17 protein-coding genes are annotated in these 15,259 nt (G+C 71.1%); 2 read left to right on the top strand and 15 right to left on the bottom strand.

All coding sequences use genetic code 11. The features are described 5' to 3' along the window. Positions 1–371: 371 nt before the first annotated feature. The 5 genes from WBG79_RS07580 to ruvB all read right to left on the bottom strand — a co-directional run bounded on the left by WBG79_RS07580 (position 372) and on the right by ruvB (position 5,698). Entirely contained in the window at positions 372–2,006 is a 1,635-nt protein-coding gene (locus tag WBG79_RS07580; protein WP_337356501.1) for an acyl-CoA synthetase, read from the bottom strand. Between the two features lie 94 nt (positions 2,007–2,100). Further along, positions 2,101–3,135, bottom strand: coding sequence for a phytanoyl-CoA dioxygenase family protein (locus WBG79_RS07575; RefSeq protein ID WP_337356500.1), 1,035 nt, complete (start codon positions 3,133–3,135; stop codon positions 2,101–2,103). Between the two features lie 198 nt (positions 3,136–3,333). Beyond that, a complete protein-coding gene (ybgC, locus tag WBG79_RS07570; RefSeq protein ID WP_337356499.1) occupies positions 3,334–3,792 on the bottom strand; it encodes a tol-pal system-associated acyl-CoA thioesterase in 459 nt (152 codons plus the stop codon). A gap of 51 nt (positions 3,793–3,843) precedes the next feature. Continuing rightward, positions 3,844–4,587, bottom strand: a complete 744-nt coding sequence (locus tag WBG79_RS07565) for an HAD-IA family hydrolase (RefSeq protein ID WP_337356498.1) — start codon at positions 4,585–4,587, stop codon at positions 3,844–3,846. A 70-nt stretch (positions 4,588–4,657) separates the two neighbouring features. Next, complete coding sequence (ruvB, locus tag WBG79_RS07560; RefSeq protein WP_337356497.1) at positions 4,658–5,698, bottom strand: Holliday junction branch migration DNA helicase RuvB; 1,041 nt, start codon at positions 5,696–5,698, stop codon at positions 4,658–4,660. 118 nt (positions 5,699–5,816) lie between these two features. Here ruvB and WBG79_RS07555 point away from each other — a divergent pair, with 118 nt between their 5' ends. Beyond that, complete coding sequence (locus WBG79_RS07555; RefSeq protein ID WP_337356496.1) at positions 5,817–6,398, top strand: Uma2 family endonuclease; 582 nt, start codon at positions 5,817–5,819, stop codon at positions 6,396–6,398. Positions 6,399–6,405: 7 nt separating this feature from the next. Here the strand turns inward: WBG79_RS07555 and ruvA are convergent, their stop codons facing one another. Genes ruvA through WBG79_RS07540 form a run of 3 tightly spaced genes read right to left on the bottom strand, consistent with a single transcriptional unit; the run spans position 6,406 to position 8,339 of the window. Then, positions 6,406–7,026 carry a Holliday junction branch migration protein RuvA gene (gene ruvA, locus WBG79_RS07550; protein ID WP_337356495.1) on the bottom strand — a complete coding sequence of 207 codons (621 nt, stop codon included), beginning with the start codon at positions 7,024–7,026 and terminating at the stop codon, positions 6,406–6,408. Then, on the bottom strand, positions 7,023–7,538 hold the full coding sequence (ruvC, locus tag WBG79_RS07545; RefSeq protein ID WP_337356494.1) for a crossover junction endodeoxyribonuclease RuvC: 516 nt from the start codon (positions 7,536–7,538) through the stop codon (positions 7,023–7,025). Before ruvC ends, ruvA begins: the two co-directional genes overlap by 4 nt. Before the next feature lie 51 nt (positions 7,539–7,589). After that, positions 7,590–8,339: a YebC/PmpR family DNA-binding transcriptional regulator gene (locus WBG79_RS07540; RefSeq protein WP_337356493.1), complete on the bottom strand. Its 750-nt coding sequence runs from the start codon at positions 8,337–8,339 to the stop codon at positions 7,590–7,592. Positions 8,340–8,502: 163 nt separating this feature from the next. Between WBG79_RS07540 and WBG79_RS07535 the strand changes: the two genes are divergently transcribed. After that, positions 8,503–8,913 (top strand): hypothetical protein, encoded by a 411-nt coding sequence (locus tag WBG79_RS07535; RefSeq protein ID WP_337356492.1) that lies wholly within the window; start codon positions 8,503–8,505, stop codon positions 8,911–8,913. Positions 8,914–8,923: 10 nt separating this feature from the next. Here the strand turns inward: WBG79_RS07535 and WBG79_RS07530 are convergent, their stop codons facing one another. The 7 genes from WBG79_RS07530 to WBG79_RS07500 form a co-directional block, all read right to left on the bottom strand. Beyond that, entirely contained in the window at positions 8,924–9,385 is a 462-nt protein-coding gene (locus WBG79_RS07530; protein ID WP_337356491.1) for a GNAT family N-acetyltransferase, read from the bottom strand. Then, complete coding sequence (locus WBG79_RS07525) at positions 9,382–9,870, bottom strand: GNAT family N-acetyltransferase (RefSeq protein WP_337356490.1); 489 nt, start codon at positions 9,868–9,870, stop codon at positions 9,382–9,384. The genes WBG79_RS07530 and WBG79_RS07525 overlap by 4 nt, the downstream gene beginning before the upstream one ends. Beyond that, the gene (locus WBG79_RS07520) at positions 9,870–10,901 is read right to left on the bottom strand and encodes a peptidoglycan -binding protein (RefSeq protein WP_337356489.1); all 1,032 of its coding nucleotides are present in this window, start codon (positions 10,899–10,901) and stop codon (positions 9,870–9,872) included. The genes WBG79_RS07525 and WBG79_RS07520 overlap by 1 nt, the downstream gene beginning before the upstream one ends. A 3-nt stretch (positions 10,902–10,904) precedes the next feature. Next, positions 10,905–12,023, bottom strand: a complete 1,119-nt coding sequence (locus tag WBG79_RS07515) for a flagellar motor protein MotA (protein ID WP_337356488.1) — start codon at positions 12,021–12,023, stop codon at positions 10,905–10,907. A 118-nt stretch (positions 12,024–12,141) separates the two neighbouring features. After that, entirely contained in the window at positions 12,142–12,933 is a 792-nt protein-coding gene (locus WBG79_RS07510; protein WP_337356487.1) for an inositol monophosphatase family protein, read from the bottom strand. A gap of 154 nt (positions 12,934–13,087) precedes the next feature. Further along, on the bottom strand, positions 13,088–14,581 hold the full coding sequence (locus WBG79_RS07505) for a tetratricopeptide repeat protein (protein ID WP_337356486.1): 1,494 nt from the start codon (positions 14,579–14,581) through the stop codon (positions 13,088–13,090). Further along, positions 14,578–15,213, bottom strand: coding sequence for a thiamine phosphate synthase (locus tag WBG79_RS07500; protein ID WP_337356485.1), 636 nt, complete (start codon positions 15,211–15,213; stop codon positions 14,578–14,580). The genes WBG79_RS07505 and WBG79_RS07500 overlap by 4 nt, the downstream gene beginning before the upstream one ends. Positions 15,214–15,259: the final 46 nt, after the last annotated feature.

The following is a 15,259-nucleotide window of genomic DNA, read 5'->3' as shown; positions in this document are numbered from 1 at the left end:
CAGCCGCGGATCGCGGCCCGCGCCGGCCCGGATCGGCGGCGCATCCGCGCCCTGTCCGGGGATGAGGAGGAACGGTCACACCCCCGTACACGGCCGCAGGGGCGAGCGGCACGCCCCCTACCCCGCATCCCCGGCACGATCACTCCCCCGCATCCCCGGCCGGAGCGCAGCGGAGAGCCGGGGGCCAGCGTTCTCCATGCTCCGCAGCGCTGCGGATCGCGGCCGGCGCTGGGGCCCGGATCTGCGGCGCGTCCCGCACCTTGTCCGGGGATGCGCGTGAAAGGGATGGGGACTGAACGGGGTCCACACCACGGGGCGCAGGGCCCGCGACCCGAGGTCCACACCGGCACAGCACCGAGCCCGGACCCGCCTCACACCTCCTTGGCCAACTCGCGCAGCTTGAACTTCTGGATCTTGCCGGTCGAGGTCTTCGGCAACTCCGAGAAGACGACGGTGCGCGGGCACTTGAAAGCGGCGAGGTGCTGGCGGCACCAGTGGATGATGTCGTCGGCGCTCGCCTCCTGGCCGGGCTTCAGCTCGACGAAGGCGCAGGGCGTCTCGCCCCACTTCTCGTCCGGCTTGGCGACGACGGCGGCGGCCTGGACGGCCGGGTGCTTGTAGAGCGTGTCCTCCACCTCGATGGAGGAGATGTTCTCGCCGCCCGAGATGATGATGTCCTTGGAGCGGTCCTTGAGCTGGATGTAGCCGTCGGGATGCATGACGCCGAGGTCGCCGGAGTGGAACCAGCCGCCCCGGAACGCCTCCTCGGTGGCCTTGCGGTTCTTCAGGTAGCCCTTCATGACCACGTTGCCGCGGAACATGACCTCGCCCATGGTCTCCCCGTCGTGGGGCACCGGTTCCATGGTCTCGGGGTTCATCACCGTCAGGGCCTCGAGAGCCCCGTAGCGCACGCCCTGCCGGGCCTTCCGGCCGGCGCGCGCGGCGGGCTCGAGCGCGTCCCATTCGGCCTTCCAGTCGTTGACCACGGCGGGGCCGTAGGTCTCGGTCAGGCCGTAGAGGTGGGTGACGTTGAAACCGGACGCCGCCATCGCGGCGAGCACGGCCTCGGGGGGCGGCGCCGCGGCGGTGAAGAACTCCACCGTCTGGGGAAGCGCCCGCTTCTCCTCGGCGGGGGCGTTGAGGATGGTCGACATGACGATCGGGGCGCCGCAGAGGTGGGTGACGCCGTGCTCGGCCAGCGCCTCCCAGATCGCCTTGGAGCGGACCCAGCGCAGGCACACGTGGGTGCCGGCGACGACCGAGATCGACCAGGTGAAGCACCAGCCGTTGCAGTGGAACATCGGCAGGGTCCAGAGATAGACCGGATGCTTCTTCATCGACGCCGTGATGACGTTGCCCTGGGCGAGCAGGGAGGCGCCGCGGTGGTGATAGACGACGCCCTTCGGGTTGCCGGTCGTGCCGGAGGTGTAGTTGAGCGAGATGGCGTCCCACTCGTCCCCGGGCATCTTCCAGGCGTAGTCCGGATCGCCGGTCGCCAGGAAGGCCTCGTACTCGATGTCGCCGAGCCACTCCCCCGTCTGCGGGAACTCCGGATCGTCGTAGTCGATGACGATCGGCTTCGCCTGGCAGAGCGCGAGCGCCTCCTTGACCGTCTTGGCATACTCGCGGTCGGTGATGAGGACCTTGGTGTCGGCGTGGTCGAGCGAGAAGGCGATGATGGCCGCGTCGAGCCGGGTGTTGAGCGTGTTCAGGACCGCGCCGCACATCGGCACGCCGTAGTGCGCCTCGAGCATCGGGGGCGTGTTGGAGAGCATCACCGAGACGGTGTCGCCGGTGCCGATGCCGCGCCGTTCCAGCGCCGAGGCGAGGCGGCGGGCGCGCGCGTACATCTCGGCGTAGGTCGTCCGGGACTGCCCGTGCAGGATCGCGACCCGATCCGGGAAGACCTTGGCGGCGCGCTCCAGGAAGGTGAGCGGCGTCAGGGGCTGGTGGTTGGCCGGGTTCTTGTCGAGATCGATCGAATACCAGTTCGGCGAGGCGGGCATGGCGGTCCCCTGTGGTCTGTCCGGGCCAATCGGCGGCGAATAGACCGGAGAGCGCGCCGGAGTTCAATCCTCCCGAAGACGGATGCCCTTGCCCTCAGACATGGGCCGGCGAGGCCGGCGTCACCTTGCCGACCGGGCGCCAGACATTGCGCCGACCCGTCACCTTCTCGCGCAGGTCGCACCAGGCGAGATAGATGTCGAGCTGGCGCTCGGCGACACCCGGGATGCCGAGCGGGTCGAGCCCTACGAAGGGCAGGAAGGGATTGCGGCGCAGGTAGCCGTGGATCTCCATGCGCAGCGTCGGCCGGGTGCTGACCGAGCGGGCGTGGAAACCGTAGGTGTCGGCATAGACGAGCGTGTTGGCGGCCACGGTGACCTGACGCGGCGGCGCGTAGTCGAAGCGGGCGAAGTCCTCCGGCCGGACCCGGAACGAGCCGAGCGCATGGTGGGCCCGCTTGTCGCGGCCGGCGGTCAGGCTCTGCTCGTACTCCCAGGCGAGCCGCTCCGGCGTCAGGCGGTGGGACCCGGGGGCGTACAGGAACGGACCGTCCTCCGGGCCGACGTCCTGCAGGAAGAGCCAGACCTTGGCGGTGGGGTGGAAGGTGTCGGAGTGGAGCTCTGTCTGCGGGTCGGCCTTGCCGCGCTCGGGCTCGGCGATGACGGTCTGCAGGTGGTAGACCGGCGTGCCGCCCGTCGAGGCGACGTAGCGCATGGTCGACCGGACCAGATCGTTGCGCACCACATGGGCGGCCTCGGGGATCTGCGGCAGCGTCCGCGCATCGAGCGGGATCATCCGCGTCACGGTCTGGCCCTGGCGCATCTCACGGGCCTCGAATTCCTGATTGTACAGCCGGTCCTTCAGGCGCGCGAAGGCGTCGGCGGGCAGGAAATCGGGCTTGATCAGGAAGCCGTCGCGATCGAAGGCCGCCCGGTCCTCGGCGGGCACGGCCGCGGCCAGCGCGGCGCGGCGGCGCTCGGCCATGCGGGCGGCGAGCTCGACCCGGCGCTTGTGCAGCCCCATCTCGTTCAGCCGGGCATTGCCCAGGATGGGATTGTGCCGGAAGGACTTGGCCGACCCGAGGATCTCGGCCGCGTAGAGCGGCGACTTCAGCCAGTCGATGGCCTTCATGCTTCTCTCTCCGTCGCGGGCGCGTCCGATCCTGCGCCCGGGGAGAATCTATACATCTGAAATTCGAGCAAAAAAGAAGCAGGCTGCGCAGCTTGCGAAGATTCGTACGGATTCGGTCCTCACCCGGCGTCACGGTTCGCGAGTGTCGGATCGCCGCCATGACGGCGGGGATCTCGGTCCCCGCATCGGCCTTGGCGCTCAGACCGAGGCGAACCTGGCGAAGGCGGCCCGCACGGCCTCGGGAATACGTCGGGGGCGTCCCGTCTTGCCCAGCGCCGCGATCGTCACCTTGGCGGACACCAGGATCTCCGCCCCGATCCGGACGCTCTGCGCGAGTACGAGGCGGGCGCCGCCGATCTCCCGGAGCGCCGTGCGCACCTCGACGAGGTCGTCGAGCCGGGCCGGCTTCAGGAAGTCGATCTCCATGTGGCGGACGGCGAAGAAGACCCCCTCGGGCCCTGCGGACGCCTCCGATTGGCGGACGCCGAGGTGGCGCAGGAAATCGGTGCGGCCGCGCTCCATGAAGCGCACGTAGGCGGCGTGGTAGACGATCCCCCCGGCGTCGGTGTCCTCGTAGTAGATGCGGACGGGCAGGCAGTGCCCGTCGGGGCCGAGGCGGCCGGCGACCAGGGACTCGGGGTCATGCGGGGCGGTCATGGCCCGAAGTCATGCGGCTCCCGCGCGGGCCGGTCAAGGCGGCCGGACGGCTCAGCCCTTCCGCCACCGGTCGAGCGCCGCGAGGGTCACCATCGCCTCGCCGCCCCCCGCGCCGGCGATGTGGCGGTAGGGCCGCCCGGGCTCGCCCAGGTCGGAGAGCACCGCCAGGGCGCCGAAGAAGGGCTCGTCCCGCGTATAGGTGGACGGCGTGACGACGGTCCGGATGCCGGCGGCGGTCGCCGCCTTGAGGCCGTTCAGCGAATCCTCGATGGCGACCGCGGCGTCCGGGTCGACCCCGAGCCGTTCGAGCGCGAGCGCGTAGACGTCCGGGGCCGGCTTCTTGCGCCGGACCTGCTCGCCCGTGACGATCTCGGCGAAGAGGTCGTCGCCGCTCGGCCCGAAGCCGGAACGCAGGATCGAGACCGCGTTGGGCAGGCTCGCCGAGGCCGCCAGGGCGAGCCGGACGCCTGCCGCGCCGGCCTCGCGGACGAGACGGGCCACGCCCGGGCGAAGCTTCGCCTCGCCGGCCTCGACGAGCGCCTGGTATCGCGCGGTCTTGGTCTCGTAGATCCGGTCGATCCGCGCCAGCATGCGCGGTCCGCCCGCCGCATCGTAGCGTTCGACGTAGTGGCGGATCCGGTCCTTGCCCCCCGTCACGGCGAGGAGCCGGCCGTAGAGCTCCGGCGTCCAGTTCCAGCCGAGCTTCTCGGCCTCGAAGGCCTCGTTGTAGGCGCGCCGATGGACCTCCTCGGTGTCCGAGACGGTGCCGTCGAGGTCGAAGATGAGGGTCAGCATGAAGGAGCACCGGGACGAGGAGGGTCGATGAGTATAGCGACCGGCCGGCCCCTCGTCGCCTCCCGCGCCCTCAGTCCTCCTCGGCGCCGAACAGCGGCATCTGCTCCGGCCGGCCGGTCGGAACGGGCAGGCCCATGTGCCGGAAGGCGGCGGGCGTCAGGACGCGGCCGCGCGGCGTGCGCATGACGAAGCCCTGCTGGATCAGGTATGGCTCGACGATCTCCTCGATCGCGTCGCGCGGCTCGGAGAGCGCGGCAGCGATCGTCTCGATCCCCACCGGTCCGCCCGCGAACGAGACGGCGATGACGGTCAGGTATCGCCGGTCCAGCTGGTCGAGCCCGGCCTCGTCCACCTCGAGGCGGCGGAGCGCCACGTCGGCGGATTGGCGGTCGATGCGGTCCTTCCCGCCCACCACCGTGAAGTCGCGCACCCGGCGCAGGAGCCGGCCGGCGATCCGGGGCGTGCCGCGCGACCGGCGCGCCACCTCGTTGGCGCCTTCCGGCGTGATGCCGATGCCCATGATGCGGGCACCGCGGGTGACGATCAGCTCGAGTTCCTGCACGGTGTAGAAGTTGAGGCGGATCGGGATGCCGAACCGGTCGCGCAGCGGCGTCGTCAGGAGCCCGAGGCGGGTCGTGGCCCCCACGAGCGTGAACTTGGCGAGGTCGATGCGGACCGAGCGGGCCGCCGGGCCCTCCCCGATGATGAGGTCGAGCTGGTAGTCCTCCATGGCCGGGTAGAGGATCTCCTCGACGGCCGGGTTCAGGCGGTGGATCTCGTCGATGAAGAGGACGTCGCGCTCCTCCAGGTTGGTGAGGAGCGCGGCGAGGTCGCCCGCCTTGGCGATGACGGGTCCGGAGGTGGCCCGGAAGTTGACGCCGAGCTCGCGCGAGACGATCTGGGCGAGCGTCGTCTTGCCGAGGCCGGGCGGGCCGACGAAGAGCACGTGGTCGAGCGCCTCGCGCCGCGCCTTGGCGGCCTCGATGAAGACCTTCATGTTCTCGCGCGCCTGGGCCTGGCCGACGAAGTCGCCGAGCGTCTGCGGGCGCAGGGTGGCGTCGAAGTCCTCCTCGCGCTTCTCGCCGGAAACGAGCCGTTTGGGCGTGGTCATCGGGGCGACGGTCCTCGGCGCGAGAGGCGGAACGATTCGGATACGGCGACACTGTAGCCTTTGGCGGGCCTGCCTACATGATGTAGCATCCGGGGGCCAAATTCCGGGAGACGAGCCGATGGCCGGCGCAGTATCGCAGTTCGAAACCATGAGCTTCGACGACTTCGAGGAACTCCTCCTCGACAAGCCGGAGAACGAGCGCTGGGAGCTGATCGGCGGCCGCGTCATCCGCGGCATGGTCGGGGCGCGGTGGGAACATCATCTGATCTCGCAAAACGTGATGGTGGCGCTGAGGCAGCACATCAAGGCGACGAAGCGCCCTTGTCACGTCTTCCAGGAGGCCTTCTACCTCAAGCGCCGCGAGCTCGACTTCGCGGTCCTGCCGGACGTCATGGTCCAATGTGGCAGACTGGAGCCGGGGGCGACCTCGATCCAGGATCCAATGGTCGTCGTGGAGGTGCTGTCGCCGGGAACGGAGGCTCGCGACCGCTACGAGAAGTGGGACGGCTACAAGAAGCTGCCGAGTCTCGTCCATTACGTCATGGTTCATCGCGACAAGCCGTTGATCGAAGTGAGGAACCGCAACGGCGCCGAGTGGCGGATCGATTGGCTCGAAGGCCTCGACCGCTCTCTCTCGCTCCCCGCCATCGACTTCTCGATGCCGCTGGCGGCCGTTTACGAAGACGTGCTCACCGGCTGAGCCCGCCTCAGCGGGCCAGTTCCTTGAGGCCGGCGCGGATCAGCCGCTCGGTCGTGGCGTCCTCGCCGAGGCTGCGGGCGGCGGCTGCCACGGCGGCGGCCGCCTGGAGCTGCGGGTAGCCCAGGTTGACCAGGGCCGAGACGGCGTCCGCCATCGGCTTCGGCGCGCCCTTGGCGGATCCGGCGTCGGCGGTCAGGCGCACCACGGCCGGGTCGACGCTCGCGAAGCCGGGCGACTTGTCCTTCAGTTCCTGGCAGATCCGCTCGGCGAGCTTCTTGCCGACCCCGTTGGCGCGGCTGACCGCGGTCGTGTCCTTCAGCGCGATGGCGGTCGCGAGTTCCGCGGGACGCAGCACCGAGAGGATCGAGAGGGCGACCTTGACGCCGACGCCCTGGACGGTCCCGAGGACGCGGAACCACTCCTTCTCCTCCTCGGAGGCGAAGCCGAACAGGCGGATCTGGTCCTCGCGGACATAGGTCTCGATGGTCAGGATGGCCGCCTCGCCGGGCGGGGGCAGGCTATGCAGGGTGCGCGAGGAGCAGTGGCAGACGTAGCCGACACCATGCACGTCGAGGATCACGAAGTCTTCCCCGTAGCTGTCGATCACGCCCTTGAGCTTGCCGATCATCGCATCCCCGCGAGCCGCATGGCCGTCTGCAGCGACGGCCGGTGGTGGGCGTGGCAGATGGCGATCGCGAGCGCGTCGGCCGGGTCGTCGCCCTCGAACTCGGCCTTGGGCAGCAGGATCCGGACCATGTGGTGGATCTGCCGCTTCTCGGCGTGGCCCGCGCCGACGATCGCCTTCTTGATCGCGTTCGGGGCGTATTCGGCGACCCTGAGCCCCGCCTTGGCGGGCACCAGCATGGCGATGCCGCGCGCCTGGCCGAGCTTGAGGGTCGAGGTCGGGTTGACGTTGACGAAGGTCTGCTCGACCGCCGCCTCGTCGGGCGTAAAGGCCCGGATCACCTCCGCGAGCCCGTCGTGCAGTTCGACCAGCCGCGCCGCCAGGCTCTCGTCGGCGGTCGACTTGACGAGGCCGGCCGCCACGAAGGAGAGCCGGTTGCCGGCCACGTCCACAATGCCCCAGCCGGTGCGCTGCAGCCCCGGGTCGATGCCGATGATTCGGATGATCTCTGCCATGCCGCACTGTGGTAGCGGCACGGCGCCGCCGCGGCTAGGGGCCCGGCCGCGTCACGCCGCCGTCAGCTTGGCCAGGACCTCTTCCGACACGTCGAAGTTCGAGTAGACGTTCTGCACGTCGTCGTCGTCCTCGAGCTGGCCGACCAGCTTCATGAGCGTCTGGGCCTTCTCCTCGTCGACCGGAATCGTGTTCTGCGGCTTCCAGATCGCCTTGACGGACTTGGCCGGACCGAGGGTCGTCTCCAGCGCCTTGGAGACCTCGCCCATGGCTTCGAAGCCGCACAGGATGGTGTGCGTCTCCTCGTCGGACTGCACGTCGTCCGCGCCCGCCTCGATGGCCGCCTCGAGCACCGCGTCCGCGGAGCCGACCGCCGCCGGGTAGACGATCTCGCCGACATGGTCGAACGAGAAGGAGACCGAGCCGGTCTCGCCGAGGGCGCCGCCGTGCTTGGTGAAGGCGGCCCGCACCGCGCCGCCGGTGCGGTTGCGGTTGTCGGTCAGGGTCTCGACGATGACGGCCACGCCGCCCGGGCCGTAGCCCTCGTAGCGGACGTTCTCGTAGCTCTCGCCCTCCGCACCCGCCGCCTTCTTGATGGCGCGCTCGATGTTGTCCTTCGGCATGTTCTCGGCGCGCGCATTCTGGATCGCGAGCCGCAGCTTGGAATTCATGGTGGGATCGGGCACACCGTCCTTCGCCGCGACCGTGATTTCGCGCGCGAGCTTGGAGAAGAGCTTGGAGCGCACCGCGTCCTGCTTGCCCTTCCGGTGCATGATGTTCTTGAACTGTGAATGCCCGGCCATGTTCGCCTCTTGGTCGTCGGCGCCCGCCCCGGGGCGCCGGTTTCGGCGCGCGCGGGGCGGACGCGATGTCTTTCACGTCTGAAGGCGCGAGGCTTATAGGCCGGGGCGCGCCGAGAATCCAGACCGGCGCCGCCGCGCCGCCCTTACGGGAGAATGCCTGCCCATGAACCGGTCCGCCGTCCTCGTCGCGCTCGCTCTTGCCGCCGCCCCGGCCCCCGTCCGCGCCGAGGAGGCGGGCGACTGGCTCCGGCTCGTGCCGGACGCCTATGACGGCGAGATCTATTCCGGCAAAGCCTTCATGCCGGGCGCGACCGAGTTCCAGGCGGGTCCCGACGGCCTGTCCGGCCGCTACGCCTTCACGGAGCCGGGCGCGGAGGCGATCGAGGGCACGCTGGAGCGCTGCACCTCGCCGAAGCCCCGCGTCCTGCTCTGCCGGTGGCGCGACCGCTACGGGACCGGCTCGCTGGCGCTGACCTTCGAGGAGGGCCTGCAGCGTTTCGAGGGCTACTGGTGGGCGGACGGGCAGACCAAGGTCAGGGCGCCCTGGTGGGGCCGGCGGCGCATCGGCTCCTGAGCCCCGGGCCTCAGGCGCGCGGCGCCCGGCGCCGGACATAGTGCCAGCAGGCCCAGCCCGAGACCGGGGCGGTGCCCTCCGATTCCCGTTCGCAGCCGAGGTGCTCGTAGAAGCCGATGGCGCTCTCGTTGTCCTTCAGCACCCGGAAACGCAGGTCGTCTTCGGCGAGCGCGCAGGCGGTGTCGAGGAGGAGCCGGCCGAGTCCCGCGCCGTGAACCGCGGGGTCGACGCAGAGCATGTCGAGCCACCCGCGTTTGAGGTCGACGACCGCGAAGCCGGCCAGCCGGCCCCCGACCGTGCCGGCCAGGACCGTGCGGGCCGGCAGCAGCTCCTGAATGAACTGCGTGCGCCAGGCCGGCAGGCTCGAGGCCATGTCGCGATCCGGCAGCGCCGCCGTCCAGGCAGCGGCCCAGATGTCCATCGACGGCTCCAGGTCGTCGCGGGCGAAAGGCCGGACGAGGGCGGCGGTCATGCCTTGAGGGCGGCGGGCATTGAGGCGCGCCACTCGAGCTTGAGCGTGGCGAGGCCGGAGCGCGGGTTCACGCCCTCGCCGATCTCGACGAAGCCGTTACGGCGGTAGAAGGCGACGGCGCGCGGGTTGTCCTGGTTGACGTCGAGCTCGATGCGGTCCGGGCAGAGCCGGCGGGCCTCTTCGAGCAGCGCCTCCGCGATGCCCTTTCCCCACCAGCGGGAGCCGACCGCGATCTGGTCGAGATAGCCGGTCGCGGGGTCGATCATCAGGAATCCGGCGGCGTCGCCGGTCTGCGTGAAGGCGACCCGGATCGCCTGCCCGTCGTCGCGCGCGGCGACCAGATGGTCGACGAACCAGCCCCGCCGCGCCTCGAAGTCGATGGCGGGCAGGGTCTTGCTCCAGGTCTCGACCCAGAGGTCGACGATCTCCGGCATGTGCCCCGTCCCGAAGGGCAGGATTTCGCGCAGGGTGAGGCTCGGGTCCATCAGCGGTCCGTCATCCGGATCTCGATCCGGCGGTTCTTGGCGTAGGCATCCTCGGTCGCGCCCTCCTCGATGGGTTGGAACTCGCCGAAGCCGGCTGCCACGAGCCGCTTCGGGGAGACGCCCCGGTCGATGAGGTAGCGCACCACCGAAATGGCGCGGGCGGCGGAGAGTTCCCAGTTGGAGCGGAATCGGCTGGCGCCGGAGGTCGGGCGGATGTCGGTATGCCCGTCGACCCGGAGTGTCCAGTTGACCTCCGGCGGGATCTGCCGATCGAGCTCCAGGATCGCGGAGGCGAGCTTGTCGAGGTCGGCGCGGCCGGCGTCGTTGATGGTTTCCTGGCCGGCCTGGAACAGCACCTCGGACTGGAAGACGAAGCGGTCGCCGACCACCCGGATGTCCGACCGGTTGCCCAGGATCTCGCGCAGGCGGCCGAAGAAGTCGGACCTGTAGCGCTGCAACTCCTGGACGCGCTGCGCGAGGGCGACGTTCAGGCGCTTGCCGAGGTCGGCGATCTTGTTCTGGCTCTCTCGGTCGCGGGTCTCGGAGACGTCGAGGGCGGATTCGAGGGCGGCGATCTGGCGACGGAGCGCGGCGATCTGCTGGTTCAGGAGCTCGACCTGGCTGAGCGCCCGGTTGGAGATCTGCTTCTCCTCGTCGAGCTTGCCGGTCAGCGCCTGGACGGTGCCGCTCGCCGAGGTGGCCGCCCCGGCCTTCTCGTCGACCTGGCCCAGCAGCTTCTGCTTCTCGAGCTCAAGCAGCGCCAGCCCGGAGCGCACCGTGTCGAGCTGATCCTCGAGCTCCCGCTTGCCCGTTCGCTCCAGGGCGAGGAGCTCGGTCAGCTCGGCGACCTGCGCGTTCAGCTTCTGGAGCGCCGTGTCCTTGCCGCTGATCTCGCGGGTCAGGAAGAACTGCGAGAGCATGAAGACGGTCAGCAGGAAGATGATTACCAGCAGCAGCGTCGCCATCGCGTCGACGAAGCCGGGCCAGTAGTCGATGCGGCTTTCCCGCCGGCGGGCGCGCGCGGCCGGCATGGCCTATTCCCCGAGCGGCCGGCCGGGCCCGGACGCCGCCTCGGTCCGGTCCGCGGGGTGACGGACGGGCCGCTGGGGCACGAACTCGGTCGTCTCCTCCCGCGCGGCCGCCTCGGCGGTGCGCCGCCAGGAGTCCGGCAGGTCGGCCGGGTCGGAGAGACGCATCAGCACCTGCCGCATGGTGCGGGCCTCCTCGGTCTGCTCCTCGACCCAGGCGCGGATCATCTGCTGCTCGGTGCGCATGTGGGTGACGAGGCCCTGGATGCCTTCCGCGAGGTTGACCATGGCGGTGGTCGCGGTCCGGTTCGAGCCGGTCTCCTGGACGGTGCGGTTCAGCCGCTCGATGGCGACCCTGAGGCTCTCCACGGTGCCGAGCGGACCCTCGCGGGCGAGATCGCTGCGGATGTCGAGCTGGGTCACGTTGGAGAGCCAGTCCTCGAGCTGGGTATAGAAGCGGTTCTGCGCCTGGCTCGCCTGCAGGTCCAGGAAGCCGATCACGAGCGAGCCGGACAGGCCGAAGAGCGAGGACGAGAAGGCCGTCCCCATGCCGCCAAGCGGCGCGGCGAGGCCGGTCTTCAGGTCCTCGAAGATGACGCCGAGGTCGGAGGCGCCGACGGACAGGTTCTGGATCGTGCGGCCGACCGACGAGACCGTCTCTGTCAGGCCCCAGAAGGTGCCGAGGAGGCCGAGGAAGACGAGAAGGCCGCCGATGTAGCGGGTGATGTCGCGGGTCTCGTCGAGGCGCATCGAGATCGAATCGAGGATCGAGCGCATGATGTCCGGGCTGATCTCGACCTTGCCCGAGCGGTCGCGAAGCAGCGCCGCCATCGGCCCGAGGAGGCGCGGCTGCACCTTCACCTCGACCCCCGGGTCGGCGATGCGGAAGGAATTGACCCAGCGGACCTCGGGAAAGAGACGGATCACCTGCCGGATGGCGAGCAGCGAGCCGAGCGTCAGCACCCCGACGATCAGGCCGTTGAGGCCCGGGTTCGCCATGAAGGCGACGAGGATCTGGCGGTAGAGGATGACGACCACGAAGGAGGCGATGACCAGGAAGATGATCATGCGCCAGAGGAAAACCTGCGGGCTCGAGAGCCGATGAGGATCGAAATCGCGCGCCATGAGCCGCCTTCTCTGAAGCCTCCGGTCCCGACTCTTCTACCCCGCTTTCCGGCATCATCAAAACGCCGAATTGCGACGGCGCGACGGCACGAGGGGAAGCGGCGGCCGGGTCCCGCGCTCAGCGCGCGTTCTTGAGGATCGCCAGCAGGCGACGGTGGACGTCCTCGTTGCCGGCCACGATGCCACCGGTCTCGAAGATCTTGTCCCGTCCGTCGAAGTCGGAGACGAAGCCGCCCGCCTCGCGGATGATCAGCATGCCGGCCGCCACGTCCCACGGGTTGAGGTCGTGCTCGAAGAAGCCGTCGAAGCGACCCGCCGCCACCCAGCAGAGGTCGATGGCGGCGGCGCCGACCCGCCGGACGCCGGCGGTTTCGGCCATCACGGCCTCGAGTTCCTTAAGGTAGGCCGGATGGTTCGGGCGGCCGAGGGTGGGCACGCCGGTGCCGATGACGCAGTCGTGCAGGTTGGCCCGGCGGGAGACCCGCAGGCGGCGGTCGTTGACGAAGGCGCCGCCGCCGCGCTCGGCGACGTAGAGCTCGTCCATGACCGGGTTGTAGACGACCCCAGCCACGATCGTGCCCTGCCGCTCCAGGGCGACCGAGATGGCGAAGACCGGGATGCCGTGCAGGAAGTTGGTGGTGCCGTCGAGCGGGTCGATCAGCCAGCGGTGCTGGCCGTCCGTGCCCTCGATGGTGCCGCCCTCCTCCATCAGGAATCCGAAGCCGGGCCGGGCGCGGGCCAACTCCTGCTGCAGGATCTCCTCCGACTTGCGGTCGGCGGCGGAGACGAAGTCGCCCGGGCCCTTGATCGACACCTGGAGGTTCTCGACCTCGCCGAAATCGCGGGCGAGCGAGCGCCCGGCCTTGCGGACGGCCTCGACCATGACGTTGAGGAGCGCGGAACGTGCCATCGGGGGTGCCTCGTCGGGCCGGCCCGGCGCAGGGGGCGCAGCGGGCCGGCGTCAGGAATGCCGGGTCGGGATGCGGGTCGGGTCCGGACGACCGGGGTAGCGCGGGCCCGCCGGACTTCGTTCGGCCTCTGGTCACCACATCCCGGGCGGGAGTTCAAGGAGATTTCGGCGGCGCGGGCGCCGGCAGGGCGGGGATCGGCGGCGGCGGCAGGGGGGCGGGCGGCGCGGAATCGGAAGACCCCGCCGGGGGTGGGGCCGCCACGGCGGGCGCCGGCTGGGGCGGGACCGGCTCGGCGGCCGCCACCGGCGGGCGCGGGGCGGGACGCGGCAGCGGCAGGGCTTCGGGCTGGACCGCCGGGGCCGCGCTTCCCGGCTGGACGGGCCGGGGCGCCGGCGGCGGCGGCAGGGCGGCCGCGGCCGGTTCGGCGGTCCGCGGCGTCCCGGGGGGCGCCTCGGGGGTCGGCTCGGCGGGGAGCGCCGCGGCGGCGGGCGCCGGCAGCGGGAGCGGCCGGCCCAGGACGGGGCGCAGCATGTTGGGCTCGGGCACCAGCGGCAGCTGGACAGCCGCCGGAACCGGCGACAGTGCCCCCGGGGCCGCGTCCGTCTCGCCGGCCCGGAACCGGTCGGCCATGCGATGGGCAAGCTTCACCTCGCCGTCCGACAGGCCCGACAGGACGCCGTCGAGCCAAAAGTCGGAGAGGCCGCGGGCGCGCGCCAGGTAGTGCCACTTGGCGGCCTCGATCAGGTCGACCTTGCCGGCGAGCCCGGTGGCGTGCAGGCGGGCGAGCCGGTTCTGCGCGATCGGGTTGCCCTTCCAGGCGGCGCGCAGGAAATACTTGAGCGCGAGCGGCAGGTCGCGGGCCACGCCGCGCCCGTTGGCCAGCATGATGGCGTATTCGATCTCCGCGTCCGTGTTGCGCGCCCGCGCCGCGTCGCCCATCCAGCGGGCGGCGGCCATCAGGTCTGCGGGGATGCCGTCCCCCTCCTTCAGCATCACGGCGAGGCCGTACTGCGCCTCCACGTTGCCGAGCTTGGCGGCGCGCTCGAGAAGGGCGGCGGCGCGCGGCGGGTCGCGGCGGACGGCATCGCCCTCCAGCACCAGCAGCGCGAGGTTGTAGAGCGCGACGGCCTGGTCCTTGGCGGCAGCCTTCTCGAACCACTCGGCGGCCTGGCGTTTGTCCTTCGCCACGCCGCGCCCGGTCGCGGCCATCAGCCCGAGGGCCGTCATCGCCTCCCGGTCGCCGCGCTCGGCCGCGAGCCGGTACCACTCCGCCGCCTTCGGCAGGTCCATCGCCATGCCGGTGCCATTCTCGAGCAGGTGGCCGAGCATGGTCATGGCGGCCGGATCGCCCGTGCCGGCGAGACGGGTGGCGAGGTCGAAGGTGAGTAGGTAGAGGCCGCGCTGGTAGGCGGAGAACATGGCGTCCGGCCCGCTCATGTCCTCCGGCGCGACCGGCTCGACGGGAACCGTCGCCGGGTCGACCGAAAGCCCCGGCCCCTCGAATCCGCGCATCGCCGGCACGGCGGCCGGATCGGAGCGCCCGGCCGGCTCGACCGCGACGGCCGCGCTCACGCCCGCGAGGACAGCCAGCCCGGCCGCGAGGGCCGAGGCGCGGGCCGTGCGGAGCGGTGCCGGACCCGGCCTCACGCGAGCCGCTCCGGCGTGTGGGCCTCGATCAGCCGCGCCGCCTCGACGAGCGCGGCGGCGGGCCCGGCCTCATGCGCCCAGACCGCGTCCCGCAACCCCACGAAGTCCGCCCCCGTGCGGGCGACCTCCGCCACCGAGGCGAGGTCGGCGCCGGCCAGGCAGACGCAGGGCGTCTCGAACAGCGGCATCCACCACCCGGCGAGTTCCAGCGACTTCGGATGGGCCTCCGGATCCTCGGGGCGATCGATCATGCCGAAGAAGACGTAGTCGGCCCCGGTCTCCGCCGCCGCCATGGCGTCGTGGCGTGTCTTCAGGCCGCCGGCGCCGACGATGCTGCGCGGCCGGAAAGCCTCGACCGCCTGCTTCAGTTCGGCGAGCGAGCCGTCCACATGGACGCCGTCGGCCTTGGCCCGGCCCGCCGCGCGGGTGTCGTTGCGGACGAGCACGGCGGCGTCGTGGCGCTGGCCGATCGGGGTCAGCACCTCGGCGACCCGTTGCAGCGCCATGTCGGAGAGGCCGAGCGGCGCCACGAGCAGCGAAGCCACCGGCACGGCGCCGAGCGCCTCGTCGAGCAGGGCCGGGAATGTCGCGAGGTCGATCGCGGCGGGCGTCACCAGGTACAGGCGGGACAAGGGTCTCTCCGACGGCCTTCGCCCGCGCCGGACGCGTCCGGGCGGG

It is taken from the genome of Prosthecomicrobium sp. N25 (assembly GCF_037203705.1).
Lineage (GTDB): Bacteria > Pseudomonadota > Alphaproteobacteria > Rhizobiales > Ancalomicrobiaceae > Prosthecodimorpha.
The sequence above is the reverse complement of the archived record's forward strand: the minus strand, read 5'-3'. Positions and strand labels throughout refer to the sequence as shown.

Bases quoted from the DNA above. Each gene is read 5' to 3' on its own strand.
- WBG79_RS07580 (WP_337356501.1), bottom strand. From the start codon at position 2,006: ATGCCCGCCTCGCCGAACTGGTATTCGATCGATCTCGACAAGAACCCG.
- WBG79_RS07575 (WP_337356500.1), bottom strand. From the start codon at position 3,135: ATGAAGGCCATCGACTGGCTGAAGTCGCCGCTCTACGCGGCCGAGATC.
- ybgC (WP_337356499.1), bottom strand. From the start codon at position 3,792: ATGACCGCCCCGCATGACCCCGAGTCCCTGGTCGCCGGCCGCCTCGGC.
- WBG79_RS07565 (WP_337356498.1), bottom strand. From the start codon at position 4,587: ATGCTGACCCTCATCTTCGACCTCGACGGCACCGTCTCGGACACCGAG.
- ruvB (WP_337356497.1), bottom strand. From the start codon at position 5,698: ATGACCACGCCCAAACGGCTCGTTTCCGGCGAGAAGCGCGAGGAGGAC.
- WBG79_RS07555 (WP_337356496.1), top strand. From the start codon at position 5,817: ATGGCCGGCGCAGTATCGCAGTTCGAAACCATGAGCTTCGACGACTTC.
- ruvA (WP_337356495.1), bottom strand. From the start codon at position 7,026: ATGATCGGCAAGCTCAAGGGCGTGATCGACAGCTACGGGGAAGACTTC.
- ruvC (WP_337356494.1), bottom strand. From the start codon at position 7,538: ATGGCAGAGATCATCCGAATCATCGGCATCGACCCGGGGCTGCAGCGC.
- WBG79_RS07540 (WP_337356493.1), bottom strand. From the start codon at position 8,339: ATGGCCGGGCATTCACAGTTCAAGAACATCATGCACCGGAAGGGCAAG.
- WBG79_RS07535 (WP_337356492.1), top strand. From the start codon at position 8,503: ATGAACCGGTCCGCCGTCCTCGTCGCGCTCGCTCTTGCCGCCGCCCCG.
- WBG79_RS07530 (WP_337356491.1), bottom strand. From the start codon at position 9,385: ATGACCGCCGCCCTCGTCCGGCCTTTCGCCCGCGACGACCTGGAGCCG.
- WBG79_RS07525 (WP_337356490.1), bottom strand. From the start codon at position 9,870: ATGGACCCGAGCCTCACCCTGCGCGAAATCCTGCCCTTCGGGACGGGG.
- WBG79_RS07520 (WP_337356489.1), bottom strand. From the start codon at position 10,901: ATGCCGGCCGCGCGCGCCCGCCGGCGGGAAAGCCGCATCGACTACTGG.
- WBG79_RS07515 (WP_337356488.1), bottom strand. From the start codon at position 12,023: ATGGCGCGCGATTTCGATCCTCATCGGCTCTCGAGCCCGCAGGTTTTC.
- WBG79_RS07510 (WP_337356487.1), bottom strand. From the start codon at position 12,933: ATGGCACGTTCCGCGCTCCTCAACGTCATGGTCGAGGCCGTCCGCAAG.